This is a genomic window from Shewanella sp. SR44-4 (genome assembly GCF_014163715.1).
In the GTDB taxonomy this organism is placed as follows: Bacteria; Pseudomonadota; Gammaproteobacteria; order Enterobacterales; family Shewanellaceae; genus Shewanella.
Map to the genome: position 1 here is coordinate 1 of NZ_JACJDU010000066.1, position 17,125 is coordinate 17,125.

The 17,125-nt window shown below is 41.1% G+C and carries 20 protein-coding genes; 9 read left to right on the forward strand and 11 right to left on the reverse strand.

From position 1 onward, the window contains the following. Positions 1–168: 168 nt before the first annotated feature. The 6 genes from rraB to H5125_RS20155 form a co-directional block, all read right to left on the reverse strand. Positions 169–612 (reverse strand): ribonuclease E inhibitor RraB, encoded by a 444-nt coding sequence (gene rraB, locus H5125_RS20130; RefSeq protein ID WP_182745164.1) that lies wholly within the window; start codon positions 610–612, stop codon positions 169–171. A 101-nt stretch (positions 613–713) separates the two neighbouring features. After that, complete coding sequence (locus H5125_RS20135; protein WP_182745166.1) at positions 714–1,448, reverse strand: 1-acylglycerol-3-phosphate O-acyltransferase; 735 nt, start codon at positions 1,446–1,448, stop codon at positions 714–716. 160 nt (positions 1,449–1,608) lie between these two features. Then, a complete protein-coding gene (locus H5125_RS20140) occupies positions 1,609–2,394 on the reverse strand; it encodes a metal ABC transporter permease (protein ID WP_182745168.1) in 786 nt (261 codons plus the stop codon). 4 nt (positions 2,395–2,398) lie between these two features. Beyond that, positions 2,399–3,304, reverse strand: a complete 906-nt coding sequence (locus tag H5125_RS20145) for a metal ABC transporter solute-binding protein, Zn/Mn family (protein ID WP_182745170.1) — start codon at positions 3,302–3,304, stop codon at positions 2,399–2,401. Next, the gene (locus H5125_RS20150) at positions 3,288–4,484 is read right to left on the reverse strand and encodes a hypothetical protein (RefSeq protein WP_182745172.1); all 1,197 of its coding nucleotides are present in this window, start codon (positions 4,482–4,484) and stop codon (positions 3,288–3,290) included. Before H5125_RS20150 ends, H5125_RS20145 begins: the two co-directional genes overlap by 17 nt. An 87-nt stretch (positions 4,485–4,571) precedes the next feature. Beyond that, positions 4,572–4,862: an ABC-type zinc uptake system zinc chaperone gene (locus H5125_RS20155; protein WP_101085138.1), complete on the reverse strand. Its 291-nt coding sequence runs from the start codon at positions 4,860–4,862 to the stop codon at positions 4,572–4,574. A gap of 240 nt (positions 4,863–5,102) precedes the next feature. Between H5125_RS20155 and H5125_RS22260 the strand changes: the two genes are divergently transcribed. Continuing rightward, a complete protein-coding gene (locus H5125_RS22260; protein WP_259395501.1) occupies positions 5,103–5,228 on the forward strand; it encodes a hypothetical protein in 126 nt (41 codons plus the stop codon). A gap of 5 nt (positions 5,229–5,233) precedes the next feature. On the opposite strand, the gene H5125_RS20160 is transcribed toward H5125_RS22260, so the two are convergent. Continuing rightward, positions 5,234–5,563, reverse strand: a complete 330-nt coding sequence (locus H5125_RS20160; protein ID WP_101085137.1) for a hypothetical protein — start codon at positions 5,561–5,563, stop codon at positions 5,234–5,236. A gap of 123 nt (positions 5,564–5,686) precedes the next feature. Here H5125_RS20160 and H5125_RS20165 point away from each other — a divergent pair, with 123 nt between their 5' ends. Further along, complete coding sequence (locus H5125_RS20165) at positions 5,687–7,330, forward strand: mechanosensitive ion channel family protein (protein WP_182745174.1); 1,644 nt, start codon at positions 5,687–5,689, stop codon at positions 7,328–7,330. Positions 7,331–7,411: 81 nt separating this feature from the next. Here H5125_RS20165 and H5125_RS20170 read toward each other — a convergent pair whose 3' ends face one another. Continuing rightward, the gene (locus H5125_RS20170; RefSeq protein WP_101085361.1) at positions 7,412–8,278 is read right to left on the reverse strand and encodes a MaoC/PaaZ C-terminal domain-containing protein; all 867 of its coding nucleotides are present in this window, start codon (positions 8,276–8,278) and stop codon (positions 7,412–7,414) included. A gap of 268 nt (positions 8,279–8,546) precedes the next feature. Between H5125_RS20170 and H5125_RS20175 the strand changes: the two genes are divergently transcribed. Beyond that, positions 8,547–9,314, forward strand: a complete 768-nt coding sequence (locus H5125_RS20175) for a methyltransferase domain-containing protein (RefSeq protein WP_101085135.1) — start codon at positions 8,547–8,549, stop codon at positions 9,312–9,314. A gap of 111 nt (positions 9,315–9,425) precedes the next feature. Here the strand turns inward: H5125_RS20175 and H5125_RS20180 are convergent, their stop codons facing one another. After that, positions 9,426–10,334: a TraB/GumN family protein gene (locus tag H5125_RS20180; protein ID WP_182745175.1), complete on the reverse strand. Its 909-nt coding sequence runs from the start codon at positions 10,332–10,334 to the stop codon at positions 9,426–9,428. A gap of 52 nt (positions 10,335–10,386) precedes the next feature. On the opposite strand from H5125_RS20180, the gene H5125_RS20185 reads away from it, so the two are divergent. Continuing rightward, entirely contained in the window at positions 10,387–10,695 is a 309-nt protein-coding gene (locus H5125_RS20185) for a prephenate dehydrogenase (RefSeq protein WP_101085133.1), read from the forward strand. A 416-nt stretch (positions 10,696–11,111) separates the two neighbouring features. After that, positions 11,112–12,857, forward strand: a complete 1,746-nt coding sequence (locus H5125_RS20190; RefSeq protein ID WP_182745177.1) for a GGDEF domain-containing protein — start codon at positions 11,112–11,114, stop codon at positions 12,855–12,857. On the opposite strand, the gene H5125_RS20195 is transcribed toward H5125_RS20190, so the two are convergent. Continuing rightward, positions 12,852–13,376, reverse strand: a complete 525-nt coding sequence (locus tag H5125_RS20195) for a DUF3016 domain-containing protein (RefSeq protein ID WP_101085131.1) — start codon at positions 13,374–13,376, stop codon at positions 12,852–12,854. The two genes, H5125_RS20190 and H5125_RS20195, sit on opposite strands and share 6 nt — an antisense overlap. Before the next feature lie 220 nt (positions 13,377–13,596). Continuing rightward, positions 13,597–14,106, reverse strand: a complete 510-nt coding sequence (locus tag H5125_RS20200; protein ID WP_101085130.1) for a DUF4240 domain-containing protein — start codon at positions 14,104–14,106, stop codon at positions 13,597–13,599. Positions 14,107–14,172: 66 nt separating this feature from the next. Here H5125_RS20200 and H5125_RS20205 point away from each other — a divergent pair, with 66 nt between their 5' ends. From H5125_RS20205 to H5125_RS20220, 4 genes are all read left to right on the forward strand, one after another. After that, on the forward strand, positions 14,173–14,571 hold the full coding sequence (locus H5125_RS20205; protein ID WP_242445080.1) for a hypothetical protein: 399 nt from the start codon (positions 14,173–14,175) through the stop codon (positions 14,569–14,571). Between the two features lie 122 nt (positions 14,572–14,693). Continuing rightward, complete coding sequence (locus H5125_RS20210; protein ID WP_011638949.1) at positions 14,694–15,491, forward strand: response regulator; 798 nt, start codon at positions 14,694–14,696, stop codon at positions 15,489–15,491. 155 nt (positions 15,492–15,646) lie between these two features. After that, on the forward strand, positions 15,647–15,919 hold the full coding sequence (locus H5125_RS20215) for an HU family DNA-binding protein (protein ID WP_011638950.1): 273 nt from the start codon (positions 15,647–15,649) through the stop codon (positions 15,917–15,919). Between the two features lie 395 nt (positions 15,920–16,314). Next, the gene (locus H5125_RS20220; RefSeq protein ID WP_059745699.1) at positions 16,315–17,001 is read left to right on the forward strand and encodes a TorF family putative porin; all 687 of its coding nucleotides are present in this window, start codon (positions 16,315–16,317) and stop codon (positions 16,999–17,001) included. Positions 17,002–17,125: the final 124 nt, after the last annotated feature.

A 17,125-nucleotide genomic window follows, 5' to 3' on the forward strand; every position in this document is an offset into this window, starting at 1 on the left:
CCGATATAAAACACTTTATCCTTCCAGATAAAAGAAAGCACCGAACGTATCCACGCTCAGTGCTCTATATACCTAGCCGTTATCCACTTAAATATAAACAGTAATGCTTATCCGAATAGCATTACATCTTTGATGAGCGTTTTTTTATGGAATTAGACCATCGATTTATTAGTGAAATGTACCATCTTCATCTTCATAGTCTTCTTCATCGTCTTCATCGTCTTCGTCGTCTTCGTCTTCTTCATCGCCTTCAACTTCATCACCGACAAAAAAAGTACCCCAACCGTCGTAGTCTACTTTTTGCTTGCCCGCAACGAGAATCAACTGTTCACATGCTTTATCCAGCAAAGGCACTTCTAGCTTATGCTTGGCAATAGCGTCAAAACAGAAAATAATCGAGCCATCTTCAAGTTCCATTTCTTCGGCATCATTCACTTCAAAACCAAGCTTAAATGCATCAACAGCGGCTTTTTCTAAACGATCAAAATTAGTCGCCGAGAAATGATGTTCAATTGTATATTCCGCATCAGGCTCTGAACCATCAGCAAGTAAGGCATCAACAATTTCAAGATTCTCAGCAAATTGCTCTTTTAACTGACGCTCAACAGACATGGATTACTCCGTAAATAGGACTCGTAAAAATGTTAATCAATTATACCCAAACTGACACAAGTTGCGAGCTTATGACGGATGTTTGACGACCAATAACATGGTTAAGCTTTGGCTTGCTGCATTAATGCTTCTGCTTCTTTGTTTAAATCAACTAAACGCGCCGACATAACTTGATGCACCTTAGCGTTTAACGCTTTAACATCATTCTTATCTAAGCCCGCAGTTGCTATCGGCTCCTGCATTTCTACAATCACCACACCGTTGTTCCAACGATTAAGGTTAATATGATTCTGACAAGAAGCTAATACTGGCACTATTGGCGCTTGAGCAGCGACTGCAGTATGGAATGCACCCACTTTAAAAGGTAATAATCCACGACCGCGTGAACGAGTCCCTTCAGGGAATATCCACACTGATAATAGTTTATTTTTCATTTTATCTACCGTTTTAGCCATAGTATCGAATGCACTATGACGATTGTTACGATCGATAAGGATATTGCCTGATAGCCAATATATTTGCCCAAATAAGGGTACCCACACCAAGCTCTTTTTACCTAAGCTGACAGTCCCTTTAGGCACAACTGACGTATGAGTAAATAAATCAAAATTATTTTGATGATTGGCTAAATAAATACACGGTTGCGATGTTGCACTGACTGGATGAGCACGTCTAATGACCTTAATGCCTAATACCGGTGCAACCGAACCAAAAAAACGGGCAACCAAATGTACATTGTCGCGATGCATTGGCCGCACAAGGCAAATAACAACTGAAAATATAAAGGCTAAAAATAACAGCACAACGAGAATGATTGAACGAGCGATAAGCAGCACAGCATACTCCTGCAATAAAATTGGCGTCAGTATAACGATGCTAGTCTAGGGACTCAACGTTTTGTTTACATATGTACGCTGAAATACTCTGCCCCTGTGATCTGGGGCAGAGTAACTTGTATATATGACAGAAGCTTATATAAAGCTAGATAACAGATATTTATTTAGCTGGTTGTTGTGCTGATGTTGGTGAACGTAGTTTAAGTAACATTCTAAACAACAATGCACTTAATGCTAATGTCGCAACAATAGCGGCACCACTGGGTAAGTCATAGCGAGCAGACAACAGTAGCCCAGCAATATAACCCACTATGCCGACGCCATAAGCCCACACTAACTTGGTTTTACCTTGATACTTATTTAATGCCAAAGCCGGTAAAATAAGCGTGCTAAACACTAAATACACGCCTACTAACTCCACCGACAAAGTAATCACTAATGCAAATAAAAAGTAAAAACCTGCACCATCTAATATCCGTGGTTTAGCGATGATCACCCCAAGAATACCTGCAGAGACTACTGCAGGTAATGCTAACTGAGACCAACTCACCCACAATATTTGACCCGACATTAACTGCTTTAATAATTCAGCTCCATGAGGATCATTGGCTAACAATAACATTGCCGCCACCGCACTGAGCACATAAAAACAACCAATAAATGCCTCGAGTTCACCGACTAAGTGTTTTGCCATCCAAGCGATAACTCCAGCACCGGCTAATGCAAACAACGCTGGCATCCAAACATGAGCAAACGGTAACGCTTCTACTCGATGATCTATGTGCGATACGATTGCCCCCAATGCAGCGACCTGAGCGATAGCCAAATCAATGAAGATAATGCCACGCTTAAGCACTTGTTGACCTAACAACACATGAGTTGATAACACTAATAGCCCTGCCACTAACGCAGGCAACAAAATAGACAGTAGCTCGACATCAAACATAGTGTTATTTCACTCCATTTAATAACGTCAGCAAACTATCATATAGACTGATTAAGTCTTTGCTTTCATCGTTACCACCTACCGACATCGGTAACACCAATACCGGCAGATTTGCGCGTTCACCTAACCATTTAGCTCCGCGTTCATCTTGATATGAAGCGACGATTACCGCCATTACATCGCCTTTTTCAGCACGAGTAAGTAATGAGGCTAAATGGCTGCTGGTGGGTGCTAAGCCGGGTTTAGGCTCAAGATCTGCCACTTGCTCTATTCCAGTCCAATTAAATAAATAACGGAAGCTCGAATGATAAGCGATGACCTTTTTACCGGCTAAGTTTTTAGCTTGCTCTTGCCACTGCGGTATTTTAGCCTGCCAACGTTGACTAAAGTCGCTCAATGACTGGGCATACTGACTGGCATTTTCTGGATCAACTTCAGTAAGCTTAGCGCTCAAGGCCTGCGCAACGGTCAACATCCGCAAGGGATCTAAATGCAAATGAGGATTTCCCTTTGCATGCACATCACCCATTGAACGATCTACTTGAGTTAACTTATCCAAGGTATCAATTTGGTCTGCTGCAAAAAACAAGCCTTTATCTGTTGAGTTAACCTGAGGATTAGCAGACTTCATTTGTAACATTGGCAACCAACCAATTTCTAAATCGGCCCCAGCACACACAACTAAATCAGCTTGGCGCATTTTAGCAATCAAGCTTGGTCTTGCTTGTACTTGATGTGGATCTTGCATCGCTGTGGTGGCCGAATACACCCTCGCATCGGGCGCTAAAGTTTGCGCTAATGCGGCATATTCAGGTTCACATGCAAACACGTTCAGTTCCGCTTTAGCTGTCGCGGTAAACAGCAGCGACATTGAAGCCACTGCTAAAAGCAATTTAGAATTGATGCGCACCGTGAGCTCCTAATGACATGACATATTGTAAAGTAAAGATATTATCATCTTCGAAACCATCGAAATTAGTTCCAGTCTGATGAGTGTATTGCAAACGCACGGTCGAAAAATGACTGCTATGCCAAGCAAGACTGACTTCAGACTCTTTTAATTTCTGTGGGTCGAGGTGATCTTCATGGATTTCATTAGTATCAATTTGACCGTAACGAATCCCAGCAGACCAACTTGGTGAAAATTGATACACACTACTCACGTACCAACCTTGATGATAGTCATCAGTACTAACGTCCTCATGATCTGCCTCAAGAATATGTCCAGGCTCCATACCAAAAATGTCAGTGACTCTAAAATATTCGCCACTCACGGTTAAGTTTTGATATTTGTAATTACCATTAGGTGCCCACTTATAAACAAAGTCAGCTATGTAGGTATTTTCACCAGTATAAGATGCACTATGGCTGTGTTCAGTGTGTCCTTCCTCATCAACCACTTCATCTTCATGCTCCTCTTCGGCATAAGCTTGACCATTCTGATTGCGCAAATAGCTCAATCCTAGTTGCCAAGAACTCTCGATACCAATGTCACCACCAATCTTGGTTAATGCGGTATACACGCCAACATCATCAAAATCACGCTCTCCGTGCTCATCTGTCGCACGTAAACTTTCACCTTTAAACGCTTCAACGCCCATGGTCCAGTAGAGATCTGTTGGGGCCACATAATTTAAACGAATACCATCATCAAAATAATGACCACCTAAAAATGCACGATAGGCCGCTGGACGTTCTGAAAATGCATCGGTATGTAAATGTTGATTATTTAAATAACCAATATCCGATAAAAATCGACCCGCACGAACCGATAAACCGTAAGGCATCGCTAACGTTTGGATAAAAGCTTCTTCTAAATTAAGCTCTGTTTCACCGTCATGAGACTCAACAACTGCGGTCACTTTACCGTAAAACATTTCATCAATATTGGCACTTAATGCCAACTCAGTTTCGCCTAAACCAAAACCTTCAGCACGCTCAGCTAATGGTCGGTCGCCCGTTTGGTAATAACCATCGAGCACCGCACTAATACTAGGATTAGTTAAACTAGAATCTTCTGCCATTGCAGAATACGAACTCACAGCACAAGCCAGTGCCAATAACGAAACACGTGTGTTTAACGCAGACATAATATCTCCAAAATACAACAAGTAGCCGCCTATCTGGGTTTAGAGTAAACCGACAGATAACGGAAAATAAATCATTAAAATGTTGGACTAACGAGATACAGGTGGGGCACGACTTTGATAGTAGGCTTGGAATACGCTAAGTAAAAAAGGCAGCGTATAGTGTTGGCGTTCGAACGTTTGCTTAGAAACAGCAAAAACTAAATTGGAAGAGTGAAGCGTTTTATTAAGCTGATGCTGATGGAAACACAAGGTACAATGATTTTGTACGCCGTCATCAAGATGTTTAACTGAGTGTGCAGACGCAGCAACAGACAACACAATCAAAATGGCACTGAGCCAGATTGCGATAGTTTGTCTTATTTTGATGCGGGAACTCACCAGCACAACTCCATCAGGTTAATAAAAGTGAGCGTTAGTGTAAAAGACCGTAGCTGAAAAGCAACCCTTAGATTGTGACAATTCATGACAACCCATTCACAACGACGCTCATTAGCAACTAATATTAACCACTACCAATAACAACTAATAGGTGACTAAGTCGTTATTTTTAAGATAGCCTTAAGCTATGACCCATACCATAACGAATGTGTAAAACATCATCATTACAGGACAAACACCATGGCACAATTTATTAAAGAAAACATTGGCATCATTTTAGTCATGATCATTGTTGGGGTTGTCGTGTTAGGCGGGATTTACTATGTTGAAGCATCACTAGAAAGCCAAGTTATTGAAGTTAATTAACAAGCTTATTTCGCACTAGTCTCTGCACTAGGATCATTTTCAGGTGCTTCAATCAGCTGTAAATGGTCCATAATATGCGACAAACCAACCATAATAACGGCCAAAATAATCAATGGAGTAGTGATAACGGTTACACCCTCAACAAAATAACCTACTGCAGCAGCAACAACCCCACCATAGAAACCTACTATTTTAACAACTGATAAATATTTATTATGCCCAAGCCATGCTGCACAATGAGGGCATTGAACTTCTACGGACAAACCTTTCCCGCGACTGTCTTTCACCTTCGCAATTGAAAAAGATTTATAGCAATGAGCACATTGCAGCGACATGATAATTTCCTCAGTTCAATAATGGCGGCAGTGTAACAAATTAACCAACCAATTACTGTACTTGGCTCCTATAGGATTTTTCCACTATCATAGCCGCAACTCAGAGCCAAAGGACCACTTTCCATGCTACGGATTTTACTTACGTTATTATTATTCACCTCGGCAGTGTTTATGACGCCATCTCTTCGTGCAGAACAAGATGCAGTGGTACCGATTGTTGCCACTAGCCAGCTAACCGATACCCAGACTCAAATAAGTCGCTTACAACAAACGATCGAGCAAGATACCAAGTTACTATTTAAAGCAAAAGGTGAACTACGTGCATTTACTGAATATCGCATTAAAAACAAATCGTCTGAATTACGCGACATAATTGGTCAACTCATTGCAACACCCGACGCTGACCAGCAATATCTAGTCACTTTAGTGCAAAGCCAAATGGCCTTTTTAGAGAATGTCAGCGCATACTTAAACGACCACATTATGACCATGCGTCTTGGATTAAGCCAAGATGATGACAATAAGAGCATCTTAGCCATTTCACAACGCGAATTTGAACGCGACCATTATCTCAAGGCACAATTAACCACTCTGCAGTGGGCAGAAACACTGAATATAGATGTGAGTATCCAAAAGCAAAAATTGACAGAATTCATGCTCAATCGAGCCGATCAATTCGATAGTTTAGTGCATTACACTCAAGATGAATTACAAAAAGCCGTTGCAGAAGCCGCAGATGCTGGAGCTGATATTACCAGCGAACAAAAAGCTGACGTGGTGGCACTAAAAGAACGCTTGGAGCAAAGTAGCGCTAGCTTAGCGGTTTCAGCGGGCATACTCGAAACATTGGGCCAGAACGTGGCACCATTTAAACAAACATTGTTTAGTGTGTCTGGTGATATCACCCAAGATGTGCTGAACTTTAGCGTTGCATCTAACCTGCTACAGGGTTGGGGTAAAGTCATTAAAGATCAGACGATTAATAATGGGCCCAGTTTAACCTTTAAGATTTTAGTGTTTCTATTCATATTATTTGCAGCCAGTTTAGTCGCCAAAATTGTCACTCAAATTATCTCTAAAACGGTACGAGCATCAAAATTACAATTTAGCCAATTACTGCAAGACTTCTTTATATCTTTGTCCAGTAAACTAGTGTTTGCCCTAGGATTATTGATAGCCTTATCACAGCTCGGATTTGAGCTTGGGCCGTTACTCGCAGGTTTTGGTATTGCGGGAGTCATTATTGGTTTCGCACTGCAAGATACCCTGTCCAACTTCGCCTCAGGCATGATGATCTTAATCTACCGCCCATTTGATGTCGGCGACTTAATTAATGCTGCTAATGTCACTGGTCGCGTCAGCCACATGAGCCTAGTCTCGACAACGATCAAAACATTAGATAACCAACGCCTTATTGTGCCAAACAATAAAATTTGGGGCGATACCATTAACAACATCACCGCAGAACATCAGCGCCGAGTAGACATGACCTTTGGCATTAGCTACAGCGACAATGTTGAACATGCAGAAACCATATTAAAAAGTATTGTCGAACAACATCCTAAGGTGCAAACGCATCCAGAACCGATAGTCAAACTCCACACACTCGGCGAATCGTCAGTCGACTTTATTGTAAGGCCTTGGGTTAAACCCGATGATTACTGGGAAGTGTACTGGGACATTACTCGCGCAGTGAAAATACGCTTTGATGCGGAAGGCATTAGTATTCCGTTCCCACAACGCGATGTACATATTTATCAAAAGTAAGCTTTGCGCTTAACAATAAAAAGGCTCAAGTCATCGACTTGAGCCTTTTTATTGCAGGATAACATTAGCTAACCTAAGGGCTTATAAATAAGTGATGCTGCCCTGTAAATGCGGTCGGCGGCCTTTAACATCTCGCATTTCAAAACGTTTACCATTTTCAATACTTTCAAACGCAAACGTCACTTCAGACGGCATAAATACTGGCAGTTTAAATTCAACATCAACTTGAAACGGTCGATCGCCAACAAACGTCATTAACTGAGATAACACCCGCGCTTTAGACCACATCCCATGCGCTAACACTCGCTCAAAACCAAAGCGTTTTGACAACAAAGGATGTAAATGGATCAAGTTATAATCGCCAGAAGCTTTAGCATAGCGACGGCCTAAATCATCGGTTAAGCGCCATTGCTGAACGTTTTCCCATACCATACCTGATGCTTTAGGTGGACGAGCACGACGACCTGCAGACTCTATACGATATAAGTAAGTTGATAGCGCTTGCCAAACTAACTCTTCACCGACAAACACTTTAGACACCAAATCAAACTCAAGCCCAGCATCGGTCGTGCGACTTGTGGCTAACTCACACTGTACGATTAAGGTTTCATCTGCTCGCACTGGGCGTAATACACTAATACTATTTTTTAAATGGAGCATGCCAAGTAACGGAAATGTCACCGCTTTATGCGTAAAAATCATCGCATGTAAACGAAACGCCCAAACATACAAATACGTTGGCGGTAAAGTCATACCGTCATATTCAAAACTGCACACAGCAGCATATTGGCTAATTTTATCTTGCGACAACACCACATTCGACGCTTGTACATAAATATTCGGAAGCGGTTGTTGGTTCCATCCCGGTTTACGTCCAAACAGGATTTTGCGATACAAAGACAAAAGCGAAGGCATCGCTTTTAATTCGATAGCGTAGTCGTGACTCAAAATGTTGTACCCTAGGTAGGCAGCAAAAAGCATGTGCTGCAAAACGGTTAATAGATGATTATACCTTAGACTCCTGCCGTTGCTAAACCGCTAATTACTTTTTGCGTTTAAAACAGTATGTCGCGACAACTTATATTGATGCCATCAACTCACAAACTCTCGACACAATGGTTGTGACTACTCGCTTACTACAACTAATTTACCTTTACCTTTTTCAATCCAAAATGAGATAATTATCCGACTTAACTGACCTAACGCAGCCGATACAGTGCAAGACAAAAACTTTGATAAACTCAGCCAAAAATTTGCCCAAAATATTTACGGTACCACTAAAGGTGAAATCCGTGCTGCTGTATTATGGCGCGACTTAGTTCCGGCTTTAGCCAGCCTTGGCAAACCAAGATTACGTATTTTAGATGCCGGTGGCGGTTTTGGTTATTTGAGTCAAAAACTGGCAGCTTTAGGCCATGATGTCGTGCTATGTGATATTTCTGAGCAAATGCTTGCCCTAGCACAGCAACAGATTGAAGCGGCAAATACTGCATTATCGATACAGTTAATCCACAGCCCAATACAAGCATTAACCGTTGAAGAGTATGGTCAATTTGATGTCATTCTCTGCCATGCGGTAGCAGAATGGTTAATTGATGCCCGCAGCACCTTGCAAGGTTTACTGGCATTATTAAAGCCTAATGGTTTATTTTCTCTGATGTTTTTTAATAAAGAAGCTTTACGGTTTCATAGCTTAATATCAGGTAATTTTGACTATGTTAACCGTGATTTCAACGTCAAAAAGAAGGTCGGATTAACCCCGACCCACCCGCTGTATATTGAAGATGTCCGCACTTGGTTTAGCCAATGGCAACTGTCGATGGTGAGTCAATCGGGCGTAAGAGTTATCAATGATTACTTGAAACACAATCTGCCACCTGGCTTTGATAAACATCAACTGATTGAGATGGAGTTGGCTTATTCTCAACAGGAACCTTATTTGTCGCTTGGGCGCTACATTCACTTTGTAGGCCAATCGACTTAACAATAAACTCAGGCTTTAGTATCTTATTTTCAACAACTTATTTTCAACAACTTATTTTCAACAACTTATTGTCAATAACTTACCTTTCGAATAGCTGGCACCACATCGACATTAACACTGTAAAAAGCTACAGCGAGTAATCGTTGCTCCTTGCTGTTTTAGTAGGTCAGGAATAGCTTGCTGTCCGACAATATGGCCAGCGCCCACCACAATAAATAATTGTTTGTGGGTTTTACTTTGCAACAACTGGATGATTTTTTGCGTCATCGTGTGATTACGTTGCCACAACAGTTTTTCGAGTAATTCATCAGCATCGCCCGCTTGCGATTCCATAATTTTTGCTAGAGCATTACTATCGCCTTGGCGCCAAGCGTAGATTAAATCAAGCATTTCAGCATCGCTAGCGTTAATTGAATCATCTAGCATTTGCAGCTGAGTCGCAGTTGAAAATGATGAAATTAATTCGAATTGAAACTGAATGCTTTCCAGCTCAACCAAAGCTTTACCACTGCGATTTGCCATAAAATAAGCGTCGACCCCCTGCTCTGCGCTGTAACCTAATTGCCCAAAACGCCCCATGCTAATTTGCGCTGACTGCAACCAAGGTGCATACGGAGCCAGTGCTTGGCATAAGGTTTGATGACTTTGACAATACTCTTGCCGAGTCGCATTAACGTCTGCGGCAATATCTGCCGACAAACCACCATATTGTTGCAATAACGCCCCAGTATCGCCTTGGCTAATATCAGCTTCAACGACCAACGCATCCGATTGTTTAAATGCTGATTCAATATGTTGTGCTAATGGGTAAAAGTCTTGCCGACCAATATGAATGGAGCCCAATAAATACGCTTGCTGTTGCTGATACTCTATTTTATAGAATACCGGTGAATCCAACGCAGCTGCCGATGTCGATGTAAAACACAGCAGTAATGCAACTAAACCGTAGCAATTTCGTTGTAAGCGACCATAAATCAAATTGATATTGAAAATAAGCCGACTTTCTCTTGTTGCCTGCATACCAGCTCCTTATAATTAACGTTATTCTTTGCACATGCACTATGAGGCAATTATGCCGTACACCAATGTTTTTCTACAAATAAAAGAAAACCTGCAAGTCGCCTATAGACAAGCCATTGATTCAGATGCTCGCCTCGATGAGTTACGTAAAGAAGGCCACGGTAAGTTTGTGGCGATTTTTACGGAAGATCAAGGTTTTACAACTAGTAGTAATCGTTTCTTACCTTATGTACAAGAAATGGTTGCAGAATTTGATGCGATGCAGAACAGCACTCATGTTGCACCAGAGACACTTGAAGCCTTTGTCAAAAAGCTTGCGGCCTTACTTCAAACACTACAAGTATTTAAACTCGCCAAGTAATCGCTATGCTCGCAGGGTCTGTTGATCTTTCAAAGTTGTTTTTGCAGCGAATTGTTAGTCATTTAAACAAGGCAGAGGCTTTGTCGTGTAGTTATTCTATACAAAGAGCCGATAACGCAGTAGAAATGACTAACAAACACTGCCCGAAAGGTTCGACTAAAAACGTTTTACTCTTTGTTGAGTGCCTCTTATTGAGAGATTGTTGCTTAGATTGCTAGGCACCAATCACCTCGATTAACACATTTTTATCTCGAACAAAATTTAACTAACAAAGATCAACAGACACTAATACTTTCTTATTAGGAGCTTTCCATCATATGACATAATCTTGTCATATTTTCGCAATAGACTTGTCTCTCATTGGTAACAATACCGAACGCGATGCCGTTAGGTAATTAATTGAATGAGACCTACAGATGACGGCTTTACAGCTCGTAAGTGAACTTGACAACATCATCGAACAGCAATCTATCGATGCTGTATTTCAGCCGATTTTCAATGTTTCAACAAATCAATTGCAAGGTTATGAAGCGCTCAGTCGTGGCCCTAAAAGTAGCCCGTTACACACCCCTTTCGCCTTATTTACTACCGCCGAAAAACAAAACTTATTAAGCGAACTTGAAACCTTATGTCGCAGTATTTCAATTAATGCATTTCACTCGCGCCAGCTTAATGGCAAGCTATTTATTAATATTTCACCAAAAGCATTACTCGATCCCAATCATCCAAAAGGCATGACATTACAGCTTATTAAACAATTGGGGATCAACCCGGCGGATGTGGTTATTGAATTGTCCGAACAATATCCTGCCGACGATATCGACTTGCTAAAATCCTGCTTAAACCATTATCGCAATCAAGGTTTTTTAACCGCTATTGATGATTTAGGCGCCGGTTATTCTGGGTTACGCTTGTGGTCTGAATTAGCACCAGACTATGTCAAAATTGACCGCCATTTTATTCATCAAATAGACACCACCGCAGTAAAACAAGAGTTTGTCCGCTCTATTGTCGATTTATGCCAAAACTTAACCTGTAAAGTGATCGCAGAAGGCATTGAAACCAATGAGGAACTCACCACCCTAAAACAGTTAGGGGTAACCTATTGCCAAGGCTACTTTCTCGGACGACCAGCGCTCCATCCAAACCAGCAATTTAGCAGTGAACTGAGCACTCCCATGGCTCAACCCAATTCCCGTTATTGTGAAACGGCAGAAAGTTTATGCACTAACGCCATAAAAGCATCTCCTGGTACACAACTTAAAAAAATCAGTCAAACTTTTTCTGAACAACCAGCATTACAAGCCATTGTGGTAACCGAAAATAACAAGCCATTAGGTATCGTCAATCGCAGCACATTACTCGAGCTATTCAGCACACCTTATGGCCGTGCATTACACGAAAACCGGCCTGCGAAAATGGCAATGGACACCAAGGTATTACACATTGATGCCAACGAACCGCTTACCCATGTCAGCAAATTACTCACCTCTGACTCAGTCAACACGGTAGCGCAACAGTTCATTATTTTGCGTAATCAGCAGTTGATTGGCATTGGCCATACTAAAGATTTATTACAACGTATTACTGAACATAGAATAAAAATGGCTCGACACGCAAACCCTCTCACCAATTTGCCGGGGAACGTGCCAATACAAGAAGAGCTAAAACGCTTAAGGCTACAAAAAAAATCTTACTATCTTGCCTATTTAGATTTAAGTCACTTTAAGCCCTACAACGATATTTATGGTTTTTGGCGTGGGGATGAAGTCATTCAGTTAGTCGCAAACTTGTTGCAGCCTTATCAAAATGAACATTGTTTTGTTGGCCATATTGGGGGGGACGATTTTGTTATGATAAGCATGCAAGACGACACGCTAGCCAACTGCCAAACAATTATTGAACGGTTTGAGCAACAGAAAATGAGTTTTTATAATAGCGATCACTGGCAAGCACAATCAATGCAAGCCCAAGACAGACAGGGGCTGCAATTCCAATACCCTTTGGTTTCATTATCCATTGGGGTTTTACCACCATTGGTGACCCAACAAGCAACAGAGTATCAAATATCAACGTTAAGCGCCCAAGCCAAAAAGCAGGCAAAAATCGCTTCAAATGGATTTTACCTGCATGAAAAACAATCAACAATGCTTAACTTATAATTTGGGAGCTACCGTTTTTTGTAACCAATCATCAAATAAGTTGGTTTCATATTGAAACGGTCTGTTATTGAAATTACGCGTATTGTTCATAAAACTCATGTCGATAATTTTTTCATCTCCAGCAATAATGACTTTGTCACCTTCATTTACACTGTAGCTAAACGTCGCTCTGGGTGGATATAAATCTTTTACAATACGTAAATCACCTGGCGTAGCCCCAAATGTTGGTCGCATGTCTCCAGCTAAATCAAAGTTAGTCACTTGCATTTGCAAAGTCTGCCCTGGCTTAAGGATTTTTTCAGCCTGTTTATTGATGTTTTTGGTTAAGGTTTCAAATAAACGGTTTTCAAAGCGCGACTGAAGTTCATTTGAGGTTTTAATATCACGAAAATCTTTTGGATTTTGCCACTCAATTTTAACCAGCCCCACTTCGGTAACAGGGTTCGCTTCTGGCGCATCTTCGGCCATGGCAACTTGGCATACCAATACCGGAGCAAGTAGTAAATATTTTACGTTCATAATAGACCTCCAAAGGGGTTAAGACGCTTACAACACAACCGCTTCATACTGTAAGTTAAACAATCAATCCAGCACGACATGTTTAACGTTTGTCTAAACTGTGTGGCCATATTGCAATGCGGATAATCGTCATTAAATTGAATGTTAGCCATCTAGCCAGTATCATATGTAATAACTATAGACCTGTTAAGCTGAACCAACGCTTAACAGTTTCATCCCACTAAAAAGGAAATCGTGCGCTCAATAAAGGATAGGTTTGACGCATCACTTTTGGCTTGGTGCTGAATTTTTTACCCACTGGTGTATTCTGGCCTGATGGCATAAACGGCAACTCATCCCCATTACGGTCTTCGTAAATTTTACCTGCAATTAAATCGTAGTCTTCAACAAACGGGTAAGCATAATCATCCACTAACGGCCATTGTGCTAACTCACCCAAGCAGTCAGGATTAGCAATAACCTTGTCATACCATTGCTGACCTAACGACAGTAAAAAACATCTAAACTCAGCAAAGGCATAGTCAGAATCGCAACCAGTAATGATGTATGCAGCGCCCCAAACTGACCATAAATAACTACGGCGTAATTGCTGGCCTAACATTTTATCAAATGTCTTTAGCGCTTCATCATCCAAGAGTTGCAATTGTTCGCGTAAACGCAATTCAAGATCAGCAGAAGACTGCTCTGGTTGATCTCGTGTTACCAGCGCCCAAAAATGTGTTTCTGTCATCAAAATGTATCCATCGCTCTATTTTGTGAGATATTCTACCTCAAATTTTCCAGCTAGATGATCAATATGAACCAAAACACAGCCCCCCGAATGCCAATTAGAGTCATGCTTCTTATCTCACTGTATGTTGTACTCACTATTATTGCTATTTGGCGCGCAACAACATATCAAGCATATGATTTATTAACACTGGGAGTGATACCGGTATTCATTGGTTTAATCAGACGTGCTGCATGGACAAAAGTACTGTTGATTAGCTACGTAGGCTTACAAACTCTCGGACTTACAGCTATCACCACAACAGCAATCATTGCCTATCAAATCACCCCTGATGACGTAAAACTTGTGTTTCAAGGTTATGACATACCACTGATCCCACTGTGGTTGTTACTGTTGAGCGTGGTGGTATTTCAATGGTGGGTTGGATTGTCTAACGTGACGAGAGACTATCTCGTTAAAAAGTAAGCATAAGACACTATTACTCTGGTTTGACTGCCATCCTTAGGGCATTTTTAGTGTACAATTCGCTCATACGCGCAACATTAAAACAACAAAATAATAATAAATATATCTGTGGAACGTGAATTATGACTAGTTTATCCCCAAGTGAATTATCCATCCTATTACTTGAGCCGTCAGAGACTCAACGTAAAATTATCATTACGCGTCTTCAGCAAGAAGGGGTGAGCAGCATTCAAACTGCCGCAACGATTGCGGAAGCCAAAACGATTATTCAACGCCATAAACCCGACTTAATCGCCAGTGCACTGCATTTTGTCGATGGTGAAGCCACAGAGCTACTGCAATACATCAAAAGCACTCCAGCGTTAAATGATATTCAATTTATGCTGGTGTCCAGTGAGTGTCGCCGTGAACAGCTCGAAATCTTTAGGCAATCAGGTGTTGTCGCCATTTTGCCTAAGCCATTTAATGCTGAGCACTTAGCGACGGCACTTAATTCGACCATTGATTTACTCAGCCACGACGAGTTGGATTTAAGCCACTTTGACGTGCATAACATCAGGGTATTAGTCGTTGATGATAGCCGAATGGCGCGTAATGTGATTAAACGCACTATTGGTAACTTAGGGATGCAACTGATTACTGAAGCTGTTGACGGTGAGCAGGCTATCAACCTAATGAAAGAAAACATGTATGACTTAGTGATAACAGACTACAACATGCCTTCGGTGGATGGTCTTGCATTAACGCAATATATCCGTAATCACAGTCAACAATCACATATCCCCATTCTAATGGTATCGTCAGAGGCCAATGACACCCACCTAAGTAATGTATTTAGTGCTGGAGTTAACGCCTTATGTGATAAGCCTTTCGAACCACAGTTAGTAAAGAAAATTCTTTACCAACTGCTAGAAGAATAACCACAGAGCCAAAAAAGACATTATTTGTACTGATTTTGCTCTAAAACCATTACAGATACTGAATTTATGGGATAAAGTGCTTTTAAACCAGCATGGCTTGTGGCATGTTATTCATGTTTTAAAAAACACTTCTATGGAAAGCAGAGAATATCAATATGAACAAAAGTGAATTAATTGCAAAAATCGCTGAGAATGCGGAACTAACTAAAGCTGAAGCTGGCCGCGCACTAAAATCTTTCGAAGAAGCGGTAACTGAAGCCATGAAAAATGGTGATAAAATTTCTATTGTTGGTTTTGGTTCTTTTGAAACCACTCAACGTGCTGCTCGTACAGGCCGTAACCCACAAACTGGCAAAGAAATTCAAATCGCTGCAGCTACTGTGCCTAAGTTTAAAGCTGGTAAAACACTAAAAGATAGCGTTAATTAATTATTACGCTCAGTCTTTTTTTGATAGAAACCTCCTCTGTGGAGGTTTTTTATTGGTTATTTTTCAGCTTTGCTTAATCTGTTATCCAGATGCCTGAGTTACATGAACAATATAGATCACTTCAGAATCCCTTCTTTCGTACAGCAAAACGCTAATCGACTCAATATAAGCAAATACCTAAGCCCAAAGTCTCGTTGCACAATAAAAGTGCATTAGTGCATCATTTAGCGGCAACAAAGATGCAACAAAATGATCCAGTATTATATAACCCACTAATTTAAATAATAAAAAATTATTGGCATGCGATTCGCTAATTGATCTTCAGACAAACCAACATTGAGCTCATTTAATGACACATAAATGCCTCAGTGATAATAAAACTTTAAGGGATGAAGATGAAAAAATCACTATATCAAGCTATTGCATTATCAACAGGCTTATTACTAAGCGGCTCTGCCCTTGCTGAAGTCACTGGCAATATTGGCGCAACATCGAACTACTTATGGCGTGGCACCACGCAAACCAATAATGAAGCAGCCGTTCAAGGCGGCATTGACTATGCTCATGACTCTGGATTTTATGCTGGTACTTGGGTATCGAATGTCGATTTCGGTGATGAAACCAGCTACGAATTAGATCTTTATGGTGGTTATGGCGGTAACTTTACTGAAGACCTAACTTACGACATCAGCTACCTTTATTATGCTTACCCAGATGCTGGTGGCAGTATTGATTTTGGTGAAGTAGCCTTAGTACTTGGATGGAAATGGTTAGATGTGGGTTATTCTCAAGTGATCAACGCTGATTCTGATGTGTCAGGTGCAAGTGACGAAACAGATTGGAACTATATCCAAGCCAATGCCAGTTTCCCGTTAACAGAAAAGCTCAGTATTGCGTTCCACTACGGTTACTCACAAGGCGATGTCGTTGAAGATTTATTCGGCGACACCTATGCAGACTACAATGTCACATTAAGCGCTGAAACAGACCTAGGAACTGTCTCATTTATGGCCTCTGACACGGACTTACCGGACAATGATGCTAAAGTCGTTTTAGGCTACTCATATGGCTTTAGCCTATAACGAGTCAACCTATCGCATATGCGCTTTGCTGTATTTTTCATATCGACGCCACCTAGTTAAAGGTGGCGTTTTTTTATCTGTATTGAAAGCGGAGCATTATCTACGATCAGCTCATCAGCACATC